Raw genomic sequence first — 13,907 nt, 5'->3', positions numbered from 1 at the left:
TATGACGCGAATGGAAGCGCCGAGATTTCGCAACTTTGTGAGCAAGTTACCGGGAAGCATGGCGCCTTCAGGGCGGCATGGCAGGCGATTCACCGGATAAAAACGCAGACCAGCCTTACACAAGCGCCATCTACGTCAAATTACGATTGAAAGCCGGACCGGAATTACCAACATTTATGAGGTGTGAGGCACCTGTATATAGCGTGAAGCACCCGGGATCGTTGGACATGCGTTCGATAGATCGTTTGTTGCGGCATTTCCTGAGCCAGTTCATCCGGCGCGGCTCGATTACATTCACGACCTCCAGCGGTGTGTCGTTCACCTGCGGGGACGGCACGGGCCGGCCCGTATCGGTCCGGTTCATGACGGCGGAGGCGGAGCGCCACCTGCTGCTCGACCCGGAGCTGGCCATCGGGGAAATCTATACCGACGGCGAATTCGTGGTCGAGAACGGCTCGATCGCGGACCTGCTCGCCATCGCGCTCGACCAGCCCGACATGTTGCCACGTTGGTCGAAGCTGCGCTGGTGGCTCCGTTACCTGATCCGCCACTGGCAGCAGTTCAATCCTCCCACCCGCTCGAAGCAGAATGTCGCCAGTCATTACGATCTCGATGGACGGCTCTACCGCCTCTTCCTTGACGCGGACATGCAGTATAGCTGCGCCTACTTCGAGACGCCGGACACGACACTCGACGACGCGCAACTCGCCAAAAAGCGCCATCTCGCCGCCAAGCTGCTGGTGAAACCCGATCACCGCGTGCTCGATATCGGCTCGGGCTGGGGCGGCCTCGGTCTCTACCTCGCGGACATCGCGGGTGCGAATGTCACCGGCGTCACCCTGTCCGAGGAGCAGCTCGGTGTCTCCAACGCACGCGCCGCCGAGCAAAACCTCGCTGACCGTGCCAAATTCCTGCTGCAGGACTATCGCGACACGCCCGGCCCGTTCGACCGCATCATTTCTGTCGGCATGTTCGAGCATGTCGGCGTTGATTATTACGACACTTACTTCCAGCGCTGCGCCGAACTGCTAACGGACGACGGCGTGATGACGCTCCATTCCATCGGGCGTTCGGAAGGCCCCGGCATCACCAATCCGTGGATCGCGAAGTACATTTTTCCCGGTGGCTATATCCCGGCGCTGTCCGAAGTTCTGCCCGCGATCGAACGCGCGGGACTGCTGGTCGATGACATCGAAATCCTGCGGCTGCATTACGCCGAAACGCTGAAAGCCTGGCGCGAGCGCTTTCTCGCCCGCCGCGAGGAAGCGGCGAAGCTGTACGACGAACGCTTCGTGCGGATGTGGGAGTTCTACCTGGCGTCGTCCGAAATGTCGTTCCGCAAGCAGAACGTCATGGTGTTCCAGATTCAACTCAGCAAGAAGCAAGGCGTGGTGCCGATCACCCGCGATTACATTGCGCGCGAAGAGCAGCGCCTGCGCGATCTTGAGGCCGCGAAACATCCGGTTTTCCGCCTTGCAGGCGAGTAACCCTAATACCCGAGCCATCGCGGGTATTAACTAACACCCCAATCGCCGATTGCACGCGCGCCGCCGCTGATGCACGCTCATTCCATGGCCCGGTGGCGGAAAGTCTACGCGGGGGCGCCGCAAACGCTTCACATCCTGGTTCAAATCCAGGCTGGGCCTCCAAATTCCAGAGCCGGTTGCTCGAAGTCTTTGGAAAGGTGGCCGAGTGGCTTAAGGCACCGCTAACGCGGCACACGGGAGACCGTGTCGAAGGTTCGAATCCTCTCCCTTTCCTCCATTTCCTTTTCTAACATGGGATTTGCCAGCCTCTCCCGAGGCTGGCTTGCCGTTTTGTCTTTTATGATTTGCCGCGTCAGGCACAGGGTCCGCGACACGCCGACGAATGATCGCGTCTACGACGCCATTCGGCCTGTCCACACCGCCTTCAGAAGCCTCTCAAGGGCCTCCTCTTCCTTCGCGCGGCGACCCAGGATCAGACGCCGCTCGCTTTCCGGAAGTGACGGCGACCTGAGCAGGCAGTCGTAGTGCTCGATTACTTTTCGGTGGCCCCGGACCAGAAAGTCGCGAATGCTGTCGGGCATGATGCCGCACCGCTAGGACGCTGTCAGAAACGCGCCCTCAGGCTTGAGCGGCCCGATTGCCACCGGAAAGGTTTCGCCGGTCAATTCCCTCAGCGCGCGCTCCTCTTCCGACAATCGCTTCAGAACAAAACTTCGCTCGAGTTCGGTCAGCTCCGTCTTCAGAAGACGGCGATATCTCCTGATGTTGCTGGTGCGGGCGCGGATGCGGGCGAGTTTTTCATCCACCATCATCGTTGACACGATGGGCCTCCATCTTTCCTTTCATCCAAAGCTGACGGCACCCGTCGGCTTGAGCCAACGGGAACCGCCGTTGATTAACGGATGCCGCTTAAGCAGCGACCTTCGCGTCGAGTTGTTGCACGTTGGGCGCGCCATTGACCGGGATGCGCCGCGGCTTCATGGCCTCCGGAATCTCCCGGACGAGTTCGATTCGCAGGAGCCCGTTGCCGAAGGTCGCGTTCCTGACTTCGACATAGTCCGCCAGATTGAACTGCCGGCGGAACTGGCGCTCGGAAATCCCCTGGTAGAGATACTGCCGCTTCTCGTCGGTCTTGCACCCCTCCACCGTAAGGATGTTTTGTTCAGCAGTAATGCTGATCTCCTCCGGCCGAAAGCCCGCAAGAGCAATGGAGATCTGATAGCGATCCTCTCCGAGCTTCTCGATATTGTAGTGGGGATAGTGAGCCTCGGCTTGCTGCTGCGCGGCATTAACGAGGTCGAAGAAACGGTCGAAACCGATAGACGACCGCCAGAACGGGGTAATGTCGAATGCATTTCTCATAGCCAAATCCTCCATTGAGCAAGTTGGATACAAGCGGGCCGCCGAACACCTGCCGGTGCCCGTCTTCACCGAACCCCAAAGGGCATTCGGGCCGTTTCCGGCAACAAAAACCTAAAAAAACAGAGGCGCGTTTCAAGCCCCTCCTTGAAAAATTTTTCGGACGAAACCGCATTGGTTAACGACGCAATTTTTTCGCCAGGAAATCTTGACGGCTGCCTTCGCCCGCCTAAATCGTTTGGCGCCATCCCAACCTGAAAGGAGAAAGAGGAGGCGACCATGAGTTCCGAAGTTCGTTCACGTCCTTTCGACATTCATGCAAATTCCCTGCTGGCAGCGACCTTCAGTCACCCTGACGAGGTGCTGTCCAGTCCCCTTCTTACCGCTGCAGACAAACGATGCGTTCTTGCGGCCTGGGCGTCCGACGCTTTTGCGGTCGAGGACAATCCCTGGCTGCGGCAATTGCCTGGCGCGCCCGCTGCCGTTGCCTTGAAAGATATACTGAGCGCGCTCCGCCGCCTGGACGACGACGACGATGGACCGCCACCATTCAAGGGCGGCGCGGCGCAACATGCGGCTCCCCCTCCGGCCCAGACCATGGCTCTTGCTTCCTGAGTGAGGAGCGGACGCCTCGTTCGCGCGATGCGCTCGAAAAAGGAAACGCCGCCTTGCGAATGCAGGCGGCGTCAAGGTTCCCGCTCGATCCGCGTTGAAAGTCAGAGCCTTCCGAGCATCGGTTGAAGCATACCGCAGGCCTGCGTTTAGAAGTCCTGTCAGCGGCCGATCCGATCGCGCGGCGCAAATCAAGCCCCGCCTGCGGTTTCTTTCTCACATTGAAGAGTGGGGATAGTTTGGATGAAGCATTCCGTCCGCGACTCTGAAAGTATTAGGTAGCAGTCCGCCTCGTGCAGCCGCCTGCCCCACTTTCATCCGATTAGAAGACCATTAAACCTCTATGGCGATTACCGATTCGAACATTATCAAGCTCGCGCCGGACGCCGGCTCGCCGGCTTACCGGGTTGCGCCTCATAATATCGAAGCCGAACAGGGACTTCTCGGCGCCATTCTGGTCAACAACGACGCCTTCTATCGGGTTTCCGATTTCCTCGAGCCGAAGCATTTCTTCGAGCCGATCCATCAACTGATCTTCGAGACCTCGGCCAGCCTGATCCGCGCGGGCAAGATCGCTACCCCGGTGACGCTGAAGACATTTGTTCCCGCCGACACCGACATCGGCGGCGGCATGACGGTGGCGCAGTATCTCGCCCGCCTCGCCGCCGAAGCGACCACCATCATCAACGCGCAGGACTACGGACGCACCGTCTACGATCTCTCGATCCGCCGAGACCTGATCCGTGTCGGCGAGGATATGGTGAATGTCGCATTCGACGCGCCGGTGGACTTCGCGCCGCGCGCGCAGATCGAGGACGCCGAAAAGAAACTCTACGACCTCGCCGAGTCCGGCCGCTACGATGGCGGCTTCCAGAAATTCTCGCAGGCCCTGACCACCGCAGTGGACATGGCCGCCGCCGCCTACAGCCGCGACGGCAATCTGTCGGGCCTCGCCTCCGGCCTGCGCGACATGGACATCAAGATGGGCGGCCTGCAGCCGTCCGACTTGATCGTTCTCGCTGGCCGCCCAGCCATGGGCAAGACCGCGCTGGCCACCAACATCGCGTTCAATGTCGCACAGAAGTGGCGCGGCGAGGTTCAACCGGACGGACAGATGAAATCCGTCGACGGCGGCGTGGTCGGCTTCTTCTCGCTCGAAATGTCGGCCGAACAGCTCGCGACCCGTATTCTCGCCGAGCGCACCGGCATCTCGTCAAGCTCGATCCGCCGCGGCGGCATCAGCGAAGCCGACTTCGACAAGATCCGCGACCATTCCATCGAAATGCAGAGCCTGCCGTTCTATGTCGATGACAGCGGCGGTCTCTCGATCTCGCAGCTCACCGCGCGCGCGCGGCGGCTGAAACGGCAGAAGGGTCTCGATCTACTGATCATCGACTACATCCAGCTTCTGTCGGGATCGGGCAAGCGCTCGGACAACCGCGTGCAGGAAATTACCGAGATCACCACCGGCCTGAAAGCGCTGGCCAAGGAACTCAGCGTTCCGATCATCGCGCTTTCACAGTTGTCGCGTCAGGTCGAAAGCCGCGACGACAAGCGCCCACAGCTTTCGGACTTGCGTGAATCAGGGTCGATCGAACAGGACGCCGACGTCGTGCTGTTCGTCTATCGCGAGGAATACTACCTGCAGAGCAAGGAGCCGCGTCCCGGTACGCCCGAGCATGAGAAGTGGCAGCTCGACATGTCGCTGGTGCACGGAAAAGCCGAAGTTATCATCGGCAAGCAGCGTCATGGCCCCACCGGCACCATCAACCTGCAGTTCGACGCCAGCGTCACCCGCTTCGGCGATCTCGCGCCTGACGCGCAACTGCCCGAGCGATTTGGCTGATCGGCTGTACGTCGGGGCGCAAAGAGTGTGTTAGTGTGGTTCAACGTTTGAATCACACTTGCTGCCCGAGCCAATGACTCCTGCTTCCGATCTCAAATCTTCCGACACCATCATCGCGGCGGATGCGCCCCTGCCCGCAAGCGCGACCGGCCTTCTGACCATCGACCTCGATGCCATCGTTGCCAACTGGCGCAAGCTCGGCAGCCAGGCCGTGCCGGCCGACTGCGCCGCCGTGGTCAAGGCGGACGCCTATGGCTGCGGCATTGCACAGGTCACCCGCGCGCTGGCGAAAGCCGGCTGCCGTACATTCTTCGTCGCCACGCTGGACGAGGCGCGCGCCGTGCGCGACGTCACGCCGACCTCAGTCATCTATGTGCTGGACGGCTTCTTTTCCGGTGCAGGCGACCAGTACGCGAAGTACGATTGCCGCCCGGTGATCGGCGATGCTACCGAACTCGCCGAGTGGGATGCGTTCCGCACCACCAGCGGCTGGGAGGGTCAGGCGGCGATCCATATCGACACCGGTATGAACCGCCTCGGCTTCCGTATCGCGGAAGCGCAGGCGCTGTTGCCGCGGATCAAGAACGGCAATCACGGCATTTCGCTGGTGATGAGTCATCTTGCCAGCGCCGAACTGCTGAACGATCCATCGAATGGACGGCAGGTCGCGGCGTTCCGCGAAATCGCCTCGCAGTTTTCCGGCGTTCCTGCCTCGCTGGCGAATTCGTCCGGCATTTTCCTCGGGCCGCAATTCCACTTCGACATGGTGCGGCCCGGCGCGGCGCTCTACGGCGTCAATCCGACGCCGGAAGCCGATACGCCGATGCAGCCCGTGGTCGATCTGAAAGTTCGCGTGGCGCAGGTCCGCAATGTCGAGAAAGGCGAGCATGTCGGCTATGGTGGCACATGGACCGCGCGACAGCCGACCAAGCTGGCGATCGTGACGGCGGGATATGCCGACGGCTATTTCCGTGCCGCGGGCAGCATCGACAACATGCGCAGTGCAGAGGCGATGGTCGCAGGCAAACGCTGCCCGGTCGCGGGCCGCATCTCGATGGACCTGATGGCCATCGACATCACGGCTTTGCCACCCGGCGCAACCCGTCGCGGCGCGCTGGTTTCGCTGCTCAACAGCGAGATCACCGTGGACGAACTGGCGCATCACTTCGGCACCATCGGCTATGAGGTGCTGACGAGCCTCGGCAAGCGATACGTGCGCGCTTACAAGGGCGGGCAATAAGTTCAAACAAGAAGAAGGACAGCCGAATGCCCGACGTCACGGAGTTCGCGCCCGGAAACTACAAGTACATCGTTTCGCCCGGAGGGCCATTCTCAAGCGGCGTGGCCGCCCTGCCCGGATACGCGCTGCGCCGCGTGCGCTTGATGCGCCCGATCCCGATGGCCGATGGCTTCGCTTTCATCAAAAAGCATCTCGAACGCGAAGGCCGCCCGGTCACGGCTTTGGCAGCCTGTGAACTGCGCTCGCCCGCGGCGATGACCGGCGAACAGTTTCAGGCCTTCAATGGCGAATATCTCAAGACGCTGCATCAATGGGGCTGCAAGGCCGGCGACATCAATCCGCTGGCGCGCAGCAATCTCGCGCCAATTACCGAGGTGCCGAGCGAGGCGATGTTCTTTGCCTTCACCTACACCGTTCCGGAAACTGGCGCGTCCGGCGACTTCCTGATTTCAGGCAAGCCTGAAATCCGCGATGGCGCCCCGCCTTCCGAGCGCATCGTCGGCGGACGCGATGTCTCGCTCAAGGGACTTGAGACCAAGGCGCGCTTTGTCATGAACGCGATGCGCGAGCGTGTCGCCGCACTCGGGTGCGACTGGAGCAAGGTCACCGCCGCGCAGATTTACACCGTTCACGACATCCGCCCGCTGCTCGATACCGTCTTCGCCGAAGACAAGATCAGTCAGCTCGGCCTCGCCTGGTATCCGGCATGGCCGCCGGTGATCGGCATGGAGTTCGAGGTGGACGTCCGCAGCGTGCGCACCGAACTGGTGATCGACCCGCGTTAGAGAAAGGCTACCTCTTGCCCCCGCTTCGGCAGACGCCTGCCATCGGGGGGCCGCACGGACATGGGTTGACTTTTTAACGCTTTTTGTGAACAAAAGAGGAACATACGATTCCCGTTGTTCTGACGCTGGCAGGCCCGCTCCATGGCGAAAAACGCCCTCTCCTTTGTCTGCCAGAACTGCGGTGCCGCCTATAACAAGTGGCAGGGCAAGTGCGAGTCCTGCGGCGAGTGGAACACGCTGTCGGAGGAAGACGTCACCGGCGCAACCTCCGTGCCCGCCAATCTGCGCGCCAAGCGCAAGGGCCGGCCCTTCGCGCTGGAATCCCTCACCGGCTCGAGCCCTGAAGCGCCGCGCCTCTCATCGGGCATGACCGAACTCGACCGCGTCACCGGCGGCGGCTTTGTGCGAGGCTCGGTGCTGCTGGTCGGAGGCGATCCCGGCATCGGCAAATCAACGCTGCTCACCCAAGCCACCAGCCTGATGGCGCGCGCCGGGCACCGTGTGGTCTACATATCCGGCGAAGAAGCCGTGGCGCAGGTGCGCCTGCGCGCCGCGCGGCTCGGACTTGCCGATGCCTCGGTGCAACTGGCTGCGCAGACCTCGGTGGAAGACATCATCGCCACGCTGTCGGAAGGCACGCCGCCGCGCCTTGTGGTGATCGACTCCATCCAGACCATGTGGACCGACACGGTGGAATCCGCACCCGGCACCGTGACGCAGGTCCGCGCCTCGGCGCAGGCGCTCATTCGCTTTGCCAAGAAGTCCGGCGCGGCGCTGATCCTTGTCGGCCACGTCACCAAGGATGGTCAGATCGCCGGTCCCCGCGTGGTCGAGCACATGGTCGATGCGGTGATGAGTTTTGAGGGCGAAGGCTCGCAGCAATTCCGCATTCTGCGCGCGGTGAAGAACCGCTTCGGCCCCACCGACGAAATCGGTGTCTTCGAGATGACAGGTCTGGGCCTGCGCGAAGTTTCCAACCCGTCGGAACTGTTCCTGTCCGAGCGCGATCTCGGCAGTCCGGGTACCGCCGTTTTCGCGGGCCTCGAAGGCACACGTCCCGTGCTGGTGGAATTGCAGGCGCTGGTGGTGCCGACCACCCTGGGCACGCCGCGCCGCGCCGTGGTCGGCTGGGAATCCAGCCGCCTGTCCATGGTGCTGGCGGTGCTGGAGGCCCATTGCGGCGTCAAGCTCTCCGGCTACGACGTCTACTTCAATGTCGCCGGCGGCCTGCGCATCAACGAGCCCGCAGCGGACATGGCCGCGGCCGCCGCGCTGGTGTCGTCACTCGCCAATGCGCCGCTGCCGGTCGATGCGGTCTATTTCGGCGAAATCTCGCTGTCCGGCGCGGTTCGCCCGGTGGCGCAAACGTCCGCACGGCTCAAGGAAGCCGCCAAGCTCGGTTTCGGCCGCGCCGTGCTGCCGGAAACCGCGCGCGGCGATGCCGTGGGCGACGCCGGACTGGCGCTCAACACGGTCGGTTCGCTCACCTCGCTGGTGGCGGACATCGCCGCCAAGGGCCGCAAAGCCACAGCACCGGCAAAATCCGCTCCGGAGGGCCGATTCCAGCGCCGTGACGACGAAGCGCGGCGTGACGCGCGTGTGCGCTGACGCTATATAACCGGCGGCCTCACGAGGCTGCGCGCCGCTTTCGCTACGGACCGTTAACCGCAACGGGCGTTCCATGGCTGCGATGCAGTTTTGCCGTTGATGCCGGGCTTTTTGCGGGTTCCCGGCCCTTGCGGGACGTGCGATATGGCCGTCAGCTATCCGGGGACTGAGCGACCCGATTCGCGGCTTTTGAAACTGAAAGCGGACCTGACCATCCGATGCCGATAACGCTTCTCGACATTATCGTCCTTGCCGTGATGCTGTTGTCGGGTCTTCTGGCGATGATCCGCGGTTTCATGCGCGAGATCCTGTCGATCGCCGCATGGGGCGCCGCCGCCCTGACCACGCTGTACGCCTATCAGAAGCTGCTGCCGACGGCGAAAACCTATTTCAACAACGAGACGGTGGCTGCGGTTGCTGTGGTCGCCGGTGTGTTCATCCTGACGCTGATCGTGGTCTCGATCATCACCGTCCGAATCTCGGACATGATCCTGGACTCCCGGATCGGCGCGCTGGACCGCACGCTCGGCTTCCTGTTCGGCCTCGCTCGCGGCCTGTTGATCATGGTGGTGGCATTTTTGTTCTTCGCTTGGCTGGTGCCGGACAAACAACAGCCCGATTGGGTCCGTAGTGCCAAGTCCAAGGTGATGTTGCAGGGAACCGGCGAGTGGCTGATGGGCCTCTTGCCCGACGACCCCGAGAACACCATCTTGAAGAGGTTCAAGAAAAAGGGCGACGAGGAGCAGACCGATGCTGCTCCCGAACCGCGCACGACGGCAACGGTGGGAAACGACGGCGGGTATGGCAAATCGGCTCGTGACGGGCTGAAACAGTTGATCGAAAGCAAACCCGCAGGACGCTAGGCTCAGGCCAGTCCTGCCTCAGACAAGGGCGCGGTGGACCATATGAAAACCCCTTCTGGCGATCAGTCTGCCACTCCCTCCTCCAAATCCGGCTACGACCTGGATGACGATCTCGACAAGGACCTGAACGGTGACACGCTGCGCGAAGAGTGCGGCGTGTTCGGCATTTTCGGACATCCCGAAGCCGCCGCCATTACCGCCCTCGGGCTTCATGCGCTCCAGCATCGCGGCCAAGAAGCCGCCGGCATCGTCACCTACGACCATGGCCGCTTCCATTCCGAACGCCGTCTCGGCCTTGTCGGCGACACCTTCTCCCGCGCCGAAGTCATCGAACGCCTGCCCGGCAACATGGCCGTCGGCCATGTCCGTTACTCCACCACCGGCGGCACCATCCTTCGCAACGTGCAGCCCCTGTTCGCCGAACTGAACGCAGGCGGCTTCGCCGTCGCGCACAATGGCAACCTCACCAACGGTCTGTCGCTGCGCCGTGAGTTGGTCCGCCACGGCACCGTGATGCAGTCGACCACCGATACCGAAGTCATCCTGCATCTGGTCGCGCAATCCAAGCGCGGCCGTTTTATTGAGCGCTATATCGAAGCGCTGCGCGCCATCGAAGGCGCCTATGCGCTGGTCTCGCTCACCAACAAGAAGCTGGTCGGCGCGCGCGATCCGCTCGGCATCCGCCCCCTCGTCCTCGGCGAACTCGACGGGTGTCCGATCCTCGCCTCCGAGACCTGTGCCCTGGATATCATCGGCGCGAAATATGTCCGCGACATCGAGCCGGGCGAAGTCATCGTGTTCGACGAGCACGGCCAGGAAATCCACAAGCCGTTCCCGCCGCAGCCGCCCCGTCCCTGCATCTTTGAATACATCTATTTCGCACGGCCGGACTCCATCGTCGGCGGCCGCTCGGTCTACGAAGTGCGCAAGGCGTTCGGCGCGCAGCTTGCGCGCGAAAATCCGGTCGAGGTGGACGTGGTCGTTCCGGTGCCGGATTCCGGCGTGCCTGCCGCCGTTGGCTACAGCCAGTTCTCCGGCGTGCCGTTCGAGCTCGGCATCATCCGCAATCACTATGTGGGCCGCACCTTTATTCAGCCGACGCAAAGCGTGCGCGAACTCGGCGTGCGGATGAAGCATGCGCCGAACCGCGCCGCCATCGAAGGCAAGCGCATCATCCTGATCGACGACTCGCTGGTGCGCGGCACCACCTCGAAAAAGATCGTGCGCATGATGCGCGACGCGGGCGCGAAGGAAGTCCACTTCCGCCTCGCCTCGCCGCCGATCGTCAATCCGGACTATTACGGCATCGACCTGCCGGACCGCGGCGGCCTGCTGGCCGCGACCCACAGCATTGAGGAAATGCGCGAGATCATCGGCGCCGATTCGCTGGCGTTCCTGTCCATCGACGGCATTTATCGCGCGATGGGTTTCGACGGCCGCGATCCTGCCAACCCGAAGTTCGCCGATCACTGCTTCACGGGCGCCTATCCGACGCACCTCACCGACCAGACCCAGGTCGAGCAGCAGCCGCATCAGCTATCGCTGCTGGCCGAGGCGAGCTGAACATCATCAGCCTGCGCGGTCACCCGCTCAGGCTGGCTGTCTCCGCGCCAGCCACACCGTCAGGCCGCCGCACTCCGGATCTTCCACCACATGCTGCACGGTTGAAAACCCGTGTGCCGCCAGCAGCGCTTCATATTCCGCAGTCGCCAAACTGGCGTGATACAGCGCCTCGCCCCGATAGCTTCCAATCGCCTCTCCCGCTGCCGGGCCGCTGGTGAACATCAGTGCGGCGCCTGGCTCCGCATGATCGCGGAAGACGGCGAACATCGCGCGCTGATCGTCCGGAGTGAGATGAAAGAAACTGTTCCACGCTACAATGCCGCCAAAGCGGCGCGCGAGCGAAACCTTTCGCATATCGCCCGCAATCCATGTCTGATCCGGAAAGCGCGAGCGGCAAAGTTCAATCAGCGTCGGCGATGAATCGACGCCCGTAACCCTGTGCCCCGCCTCGATCAGATAGCGCGCCACCGGCTCGCCCGAGCCGCATCCGAAATCGAGCACATCCGCTCCCGCCGGCATCACCTGCCGGAACCGCTCGAACCACGCATGCTCCACCAGTCGCTTGCCGCGATCACGGTCAAAGGCAGTTGCATGGCGTTCATAGAGGGCGCTGATGTTTCTCGATGACGGATGCCAACCTGTAACCTCAAGTGATCGCGTCATGTAGACCGCATCGTCGCCATAGCTTCGCAGTTTGGCGTCAAGCTGCGGGTTTCGCGTGACCTCGAATCCCTGACGCTGCCAGAACCCCGACGAGCTGTTGACCGCGATCAGCGACATGCCGGAAAACCCGCTGGCCCTTGCATGCGCTCCAAGCCACGCAACGATCTCAGATGCGGCACCCGAACCCCGGACGTCCGGGGTCAGCGCCAGATCGTGGATGTAATAGGCCGATGGGATGGCGGGCAGTTCGCCGAGCAGCGAGTTCAGCGCCGGCGGCTCCGTGCGCTGCCACGGGTGGCTAACCACATAGGCCTCGATCCCGTCGCCTCGCTCGAACACCCGGCATCCGTCAGGATAAAGCCGCAGCCGCTCGGCGAAGACCGCCGGGTCCTCCGGATATTCAGGGTGAATGCGCGCCGCCAGTGCGTTGACAGCCGGAAGGTCCACAGCCGTCATCGCCCGCCAGCCGCCGGGGTTTGGGTTCGCGCTCATGGCGGGCGTTTAACATGGACCCGAGCCCGATTTCGAGGCTTACCGGAGAGCGGGACCAAACTGGGTTTTCATGCGTTCGGCGGGCTTGTCCCGGCCGTCCATGTCTATAAAACCCTGCCGAAAGACGCTGATGGCCGCCCGGCCCAGAATGAGTTCAAGCATGACCCAACCTCTCGCTTCCCGCCTCGCTCTCGTCACCGGCGCATCGCGCGGCATCGGCTACGCCACGGCGCGCGCGCTGGCGCGGGCCGGTGCCCACATCATCGCGGTGGCGCGGACACAGGGCGCGCTCGAGGAACTGGACGACGTCATCCGCGCCGATGGCGGCACCGCGACACTGGTGCCGCTGGACATGACCGACCTAGACGGCATTGCGCGCCTCGGCGCCGCGCTGCACGAACGCCATGGCAAGCTCGATGTCCTGATCGGCAATGCCGGTGTCGCCGGGACGTCGTCGCCGCTCGGCCACACCGATCCGAAATTCTGGGACAACATGCTGGCCGTCAACACCACGGCGAACTTCCAGTTGATCCGCTGCATGGAGCCGCTGCTGCAGAAGTCGGACGCCGGGCGCGCGGTGTTCATCACATCCGGCATCGCCAGCAAGGCGACCGCCTATATGGGCCCCTACGCCGCCTCGAAAGCCGCGCTCGATGCGCTGGTGCGCGTATGGGCCAACGAGACCGTCAACACACCGGTCCGCGTCAACCTGTTCAGCCCCGGCCCGATCCGCACCCGCATGCGCGCCACCGTGATGCCGGGCGAAGACCCGATGACTCTCGACACGCCCGAGCAGGCCGCCGAATTCATCATGCCGATGTGCCTGCCATCCTGGACCGAGACCGGAAAATTCTTCGACTATCCATCAAGGACGCTGAAGAGTTTCCGCACTCCGGTGGAGTAACGCTCGCCATTGCAGTGCGCGATTGACTCCCGACAAGACCCCCTGTTCAATTTGCACAAGCCCGCACGAAGAGGCGGATGCTTGTTGAGGGGAAACATCATGAGATTCAAAATCGCCGCTGCGGTTGCAGCACTCGCACTCGTCACCTCGCCCGCCTTCGCGGGCGATCCGAGTGGGACATGGCTGCGCGACACCGGCGCGTCCAAGGTCAAGATTGGCCCCTGTGGCGGTGGCGCTTACTGTGGCTCGCTGGTTTGGCTCAAGCCTGGCGTCGAAACTCCGGCAAAGGTCGGCCAGCGCATTTTCTACGACATGAAGCCCGACGGCGCGGATGCGTGGAAAGGCTCCGCGTTCAATCCGGAAGACGGCAAGACCTATTCCGGCAAGATGTCGCTCTCGGGCGGCACGCTCACCACGGCAGGTTGCGCCATGGGCGGCATGATCTGCAAGTCCTCGACCTGGACGAAGGCGAACTGACTGCGAAG

The 13,907-nt window shown here is 62.7% G+C and carries 14 protein-coding genes and 2 tRNA genes; 12 read left to right on the top strand and 4 right to left on the bottom strand.

The window, feature by feature from the left end:
• Positions 1 to 227 precede the first annotated feature (227 nt).
• The 3 genes from HMPREF9696_RS03025 (at position 228) to HMPREF9696_RS03020 (ending at position 1,764) form a co-directional block, all read left to right on the top strand.
• On the top strand, positions 228 to 1,487 hold the full coding sequence (locus tag HMPREF9696_RS03025; protein ID WP_002711472.1) for a cyclopropane fatty acid synthase: 1,260 nt from the start codon (positions 228 to 230) through the stop codon (positions 1,485 to 1,487).
• A gap of 86 nt (positions 1,488 to 1,573) precedes the next feature.
• Positions 1,574 to 1,649, top strand: a tRNA-Cys gene (locus HMPREF9696_RS21545).
• 29 nt (positions 1,650 to 1,678) lie between these two features.
• Positions 1,679 to 1,764: transfer RNA gene (locus tag HMPREF9696_RS03020), tRNA-OTHER, on the top strand.
• A gap of 316 nt (positions 1,765 to 2,080) precedes the next feature.
• Here the strand turns inward: HMPREF9696_RS03020 and HMPREF9696_RS03010 are convergent.
• Entirely contained in the window at positions 2,081 to 2,299 is a 219-nt protein-coding gene (locus tag HMPREF9696_RS03010; protein WP_009736055.1) for a hypothetical protein, read from the bottom strand.
• A gap of 97 nt (positions 2,300 to 2,396) precedes the next feature.
• The gene (locus HMPREF9696_RS03005) at positions 2,397 to 2,849 is read right to left on the bottom strand and encodes an Hsp20 family protein (RefSeq protein ID WP_002711470.1); all 453 of its coding nucleotides are present in this window, start codon (positions 2,847 to 2,849) and stop codon (positions 2,397 to 2,399) included.
• 276 nt (positions 2,850 to 3,125) lie between these two features.
• On the opposite strand from HMPREF9696_RS03005, the gene HMPREF9696_RS21145 reads away from it, so the two are divergent.
• The 7 genes from HMPREF9696_RS21145 (at position 3,126) to purF (ending at position 11,363) form a co-directional block, all read left to right on the top strand.
• The gene (locus HMPREF9696_RS21145; RefSeq protein ID WP_002711469.1) at positions 3,126 to 3,461 is read left to right on the top strand and encodes a hypothetical protein; all 336 of its coding nucleotides are present in this window, start codon (positions 3,126 to 3,128) and stop codon (positions 3,459 to 3,461) included.
• Positions 3,462 to 3,801: 340 nt separating this feature from the next.
• A complete protein-coding gene (locus HMPREF9696_RS02995) occupies positions 3,802 to 5,304 on the top strand; it encodes a replicative DNA helicase (protein ID WP_002711468.1) in 1,503 nt (500 codons plus the stop codon).
• Between the two features lie 73 nt (positions 5,305 to 5,377).
• Positions 5,378 to 6,544: an alanine racemase gene (gene alr / locus HMPREF9696_RS02990; protein ID WP_002711467.1), complete on the top strand. Its 1,167-nt coding sequence runs from the start codon at positions 5,378 to 5,380 to the stop codon at positions 6,542 to 6,544.
• A 26-nt stretch (positions 6,545 to 6,570) separates the two neighbouring features.
• Positions 6,571 to 7,329, top strand: a complete 759-nt coding sequence (gene cnbZ, locus HMPREF9696_RS02985; protein ID WP_002711466.1) for a 2-amino-5-chloromuconate deaminase CnbZ — start codon at positions 6,571 to 6,573, stop codon at positions 7,327 to 7,329.
• Positions 7,330 to 7,470: 141 nt separating this feature from the next.
• Complete coding sequence (gene radA, locus HMPREF9696_RS02980) at positions 7,471 to 8,937, top strand: DNA repair protein RadA (RefSeq protein ID WP_002711465.1); 1,467 nt, start codon at positions 7,471 to 7,473, stop codon at positions 8,935 to 8,937.
• A 218-nt stretch (positions 8,938 to 9,155) separates the two neighbouring features.
• Entirely contained in the window at positions 9,156 to 9,800 is a 645-nt protein-coding gene (locus tag HMPREF9696_RS02975) for a CvpA family protein (RefSeq protein ID WP_002711464.1), read from the top strand.
• Positions 9,801 to 9,842: 42 nt separating this feature from the next.
• Complete coding sequence (gene purF, locus HMPREF9696_RS02970) at positions 9,843 to 11,363, top strand: amidophosphoribosyltransferase (RefSeq protein ID WP_002711463.1); 1,521 nt, start codon at positions 9,843 to 9,845, stop codon at positions 11,361 to 11,363.
• 27 nt (positions 11,364 to 11,390) lie between these two features.
• Here purF and HMPREF9696_RS22165 read toward each other — a convergent pair whose 3' ends face one another.
• Positions 11,391 to 12,518, bottom strand: a complete 1,128-nt coding sequence (locus tag HMPREF9696_RS22165) for a GNAT family N-acetyltransferase (protein WP_347335769.1) — start codon at positions 12,516 to 12,518, stop codon at positions 11,391 to 11,393.
• 39 nt (positions 12,519 to 12,557) lie between these two features.
• A complete protein-coding gene (locus HMPREF9696_RS22105) occupies positions 12,558 to 12,680 on the bottom strand; it encodes a hypothetical protein (protein WP_283805003.1) in 123 nt (40 codons plus the stop codon).
• Between HMPREF9696_RS22105 and HMPREF9696_RS02960 the strand changes: the two genes are divergently transcribed.
• Both HMPREF9696_RS02960 and HMPREF9696_RS02955 read left to right on the top strand, forming a co-directional pair.
• Positions 12,679 to 13,422: an SDR family NAD(P)-dependent oxidoreductase gene (locus HMPREF9696_RS02960; RefSeq protein ID WP_002711461.1), complete on the top strand. Its 744-nt coding sequence runs from the start codon at positions 12,679 to 12,681 to the stop codon at positions 13,420 to 13,422. The two genes, HMPREF9696_RS22105 and HMPREF9696_RS02960, sit on opposite strands and share 2 nt — an antisense overlap.
• 99 nt (positions 13,423 to 13,521) lie before the next feature.
• The gene (locus HMPREF9696_RS02955; RefSeq protein WP_002711460.1) at positions 13,522 to 13,899 is read left to right on the top strand and encodes a DUF2147 domain-containing protein; all 378 of its coding nucleotides are present in this window, start codon (positions 13,522 to 13,524) and stop codon (positions 13,897 to 13,899) included.
• The last annotated feature ends 8 nt before the right edge of the window (positions 13,900 to 13,907 follow it).

Source organism: Afipia clevelandensis ATCC 49720, assembly GCF_000336555.1.
GTDB lineage: Bacteria > Pseudomonadota > Alphaproteobacteria > Rhizobiales > Xanthobacteraceae > Afipia > Afipia clevelandensis.
The sequence above is the reverse complement of the archived record's forward strand: the minus strand, read 5'-3'. Positions and strand labels throughout refer to the sequence as shown.

Bases quoted from the DNA above. Each gene is read 5' to 3' on its own strand.
- HMPREF9696_RS03025 (WP_002711472.1), top strand. From the start codon at position 228: ATGCGTTCGATAGATCGTTTGTTGCGGCATTTCCTGAGCCAGTTCATC.
- HMPREF9696_RS03010 (WP_009736055.1), bottom strand. From the start codon at position 2,299: ATGATGGTGGATGAAAAACTCGCCCGCATCCGCGCCCGCACCAGCAAC.
- HMPREF9696_RS03005 (WP_002711470.1), bottom strand. From the start codon at position 2,849: ATGAGAAATGCATTCGACATTACCCCGTTCTGGCGGTCGTCTATCGGT.
- HMPREF9696_RS21145 (WP_002711469.1), top strand. From the start codon at position 3,126: ATGAGTTCCGAAGTTCGTTCACGTCCTTTCGACATTCATGCAAATTCC.
- HMPREF9696_RS02995 (WP_002711468.1), top strand. From the start codon at position 3,802: ATGGCGATTACCGATTCGAACATTATCAAGCTCGCGCCGGACGCCGGC.
- alr (WP_002711467.1), top strand. From the start codon at position 5,378: ATGACTCCTGCTTCCGATCTCAAATCTTCCGACACCATCATCGCGGCG.
- cnbZ (WP_002711466.1), top strand. From the start codon at position 6,571: ATGCCCGACGTCACGGAGTTCGCGCCCGGAAACTACAAGTACATCGTT.
- radA (WP_002711465.1), top strand. From the start codon at position 7,471: ATGGCGAAAAACGCCCTCTCCTTTGTCTGCCAGAACTGCGGTGCCGCC.
- HMPREF9696_RS02975 (WP_002711464.1), top strand. From the start codon at position 9,156: ATGCCGATAACGCTTCTCGACATTATCGTCCTTGCCGTGATGCTGTTG.
- purF (WP_002711463.1), top strand. From the start codon at position 9,843: ATGAAAACCCCTTCTGGCGATCAGTCTGCCACTCCCTCCTCCAAATCC.
- HMPREF9696_RS22165 (WP_347335769.1), bottom strand. From the start codon at position 12,518: ATGAGCGCGAACCCAAACCCCGGCGGCTGGCGGGCGATGACGGCTGTG.
- HMPREF9696_RS02960 (WP_002711461.1), top strand. From the start codon at position 12,679: ATGACCCAACCTCTCGCTTCCCGCCTCGCTCTCGTCACCGGCGCATCG.
- HMPREF9696_RS22105 (WP_283805003.1), bottom strand. From the start codon at position 12,680: ATGCTTGAACTCATTCTGGGCCGGGCGGCCATCAGCGTCTTTCGGCAG.
- HMPREF9696_RS02955 (WP_002711460.1), top strand. From the start codon at position 13,522: ATGAGATTCAAAATCGCCGCTGCGGTTGCAGCACTCGCACTCGTCACC.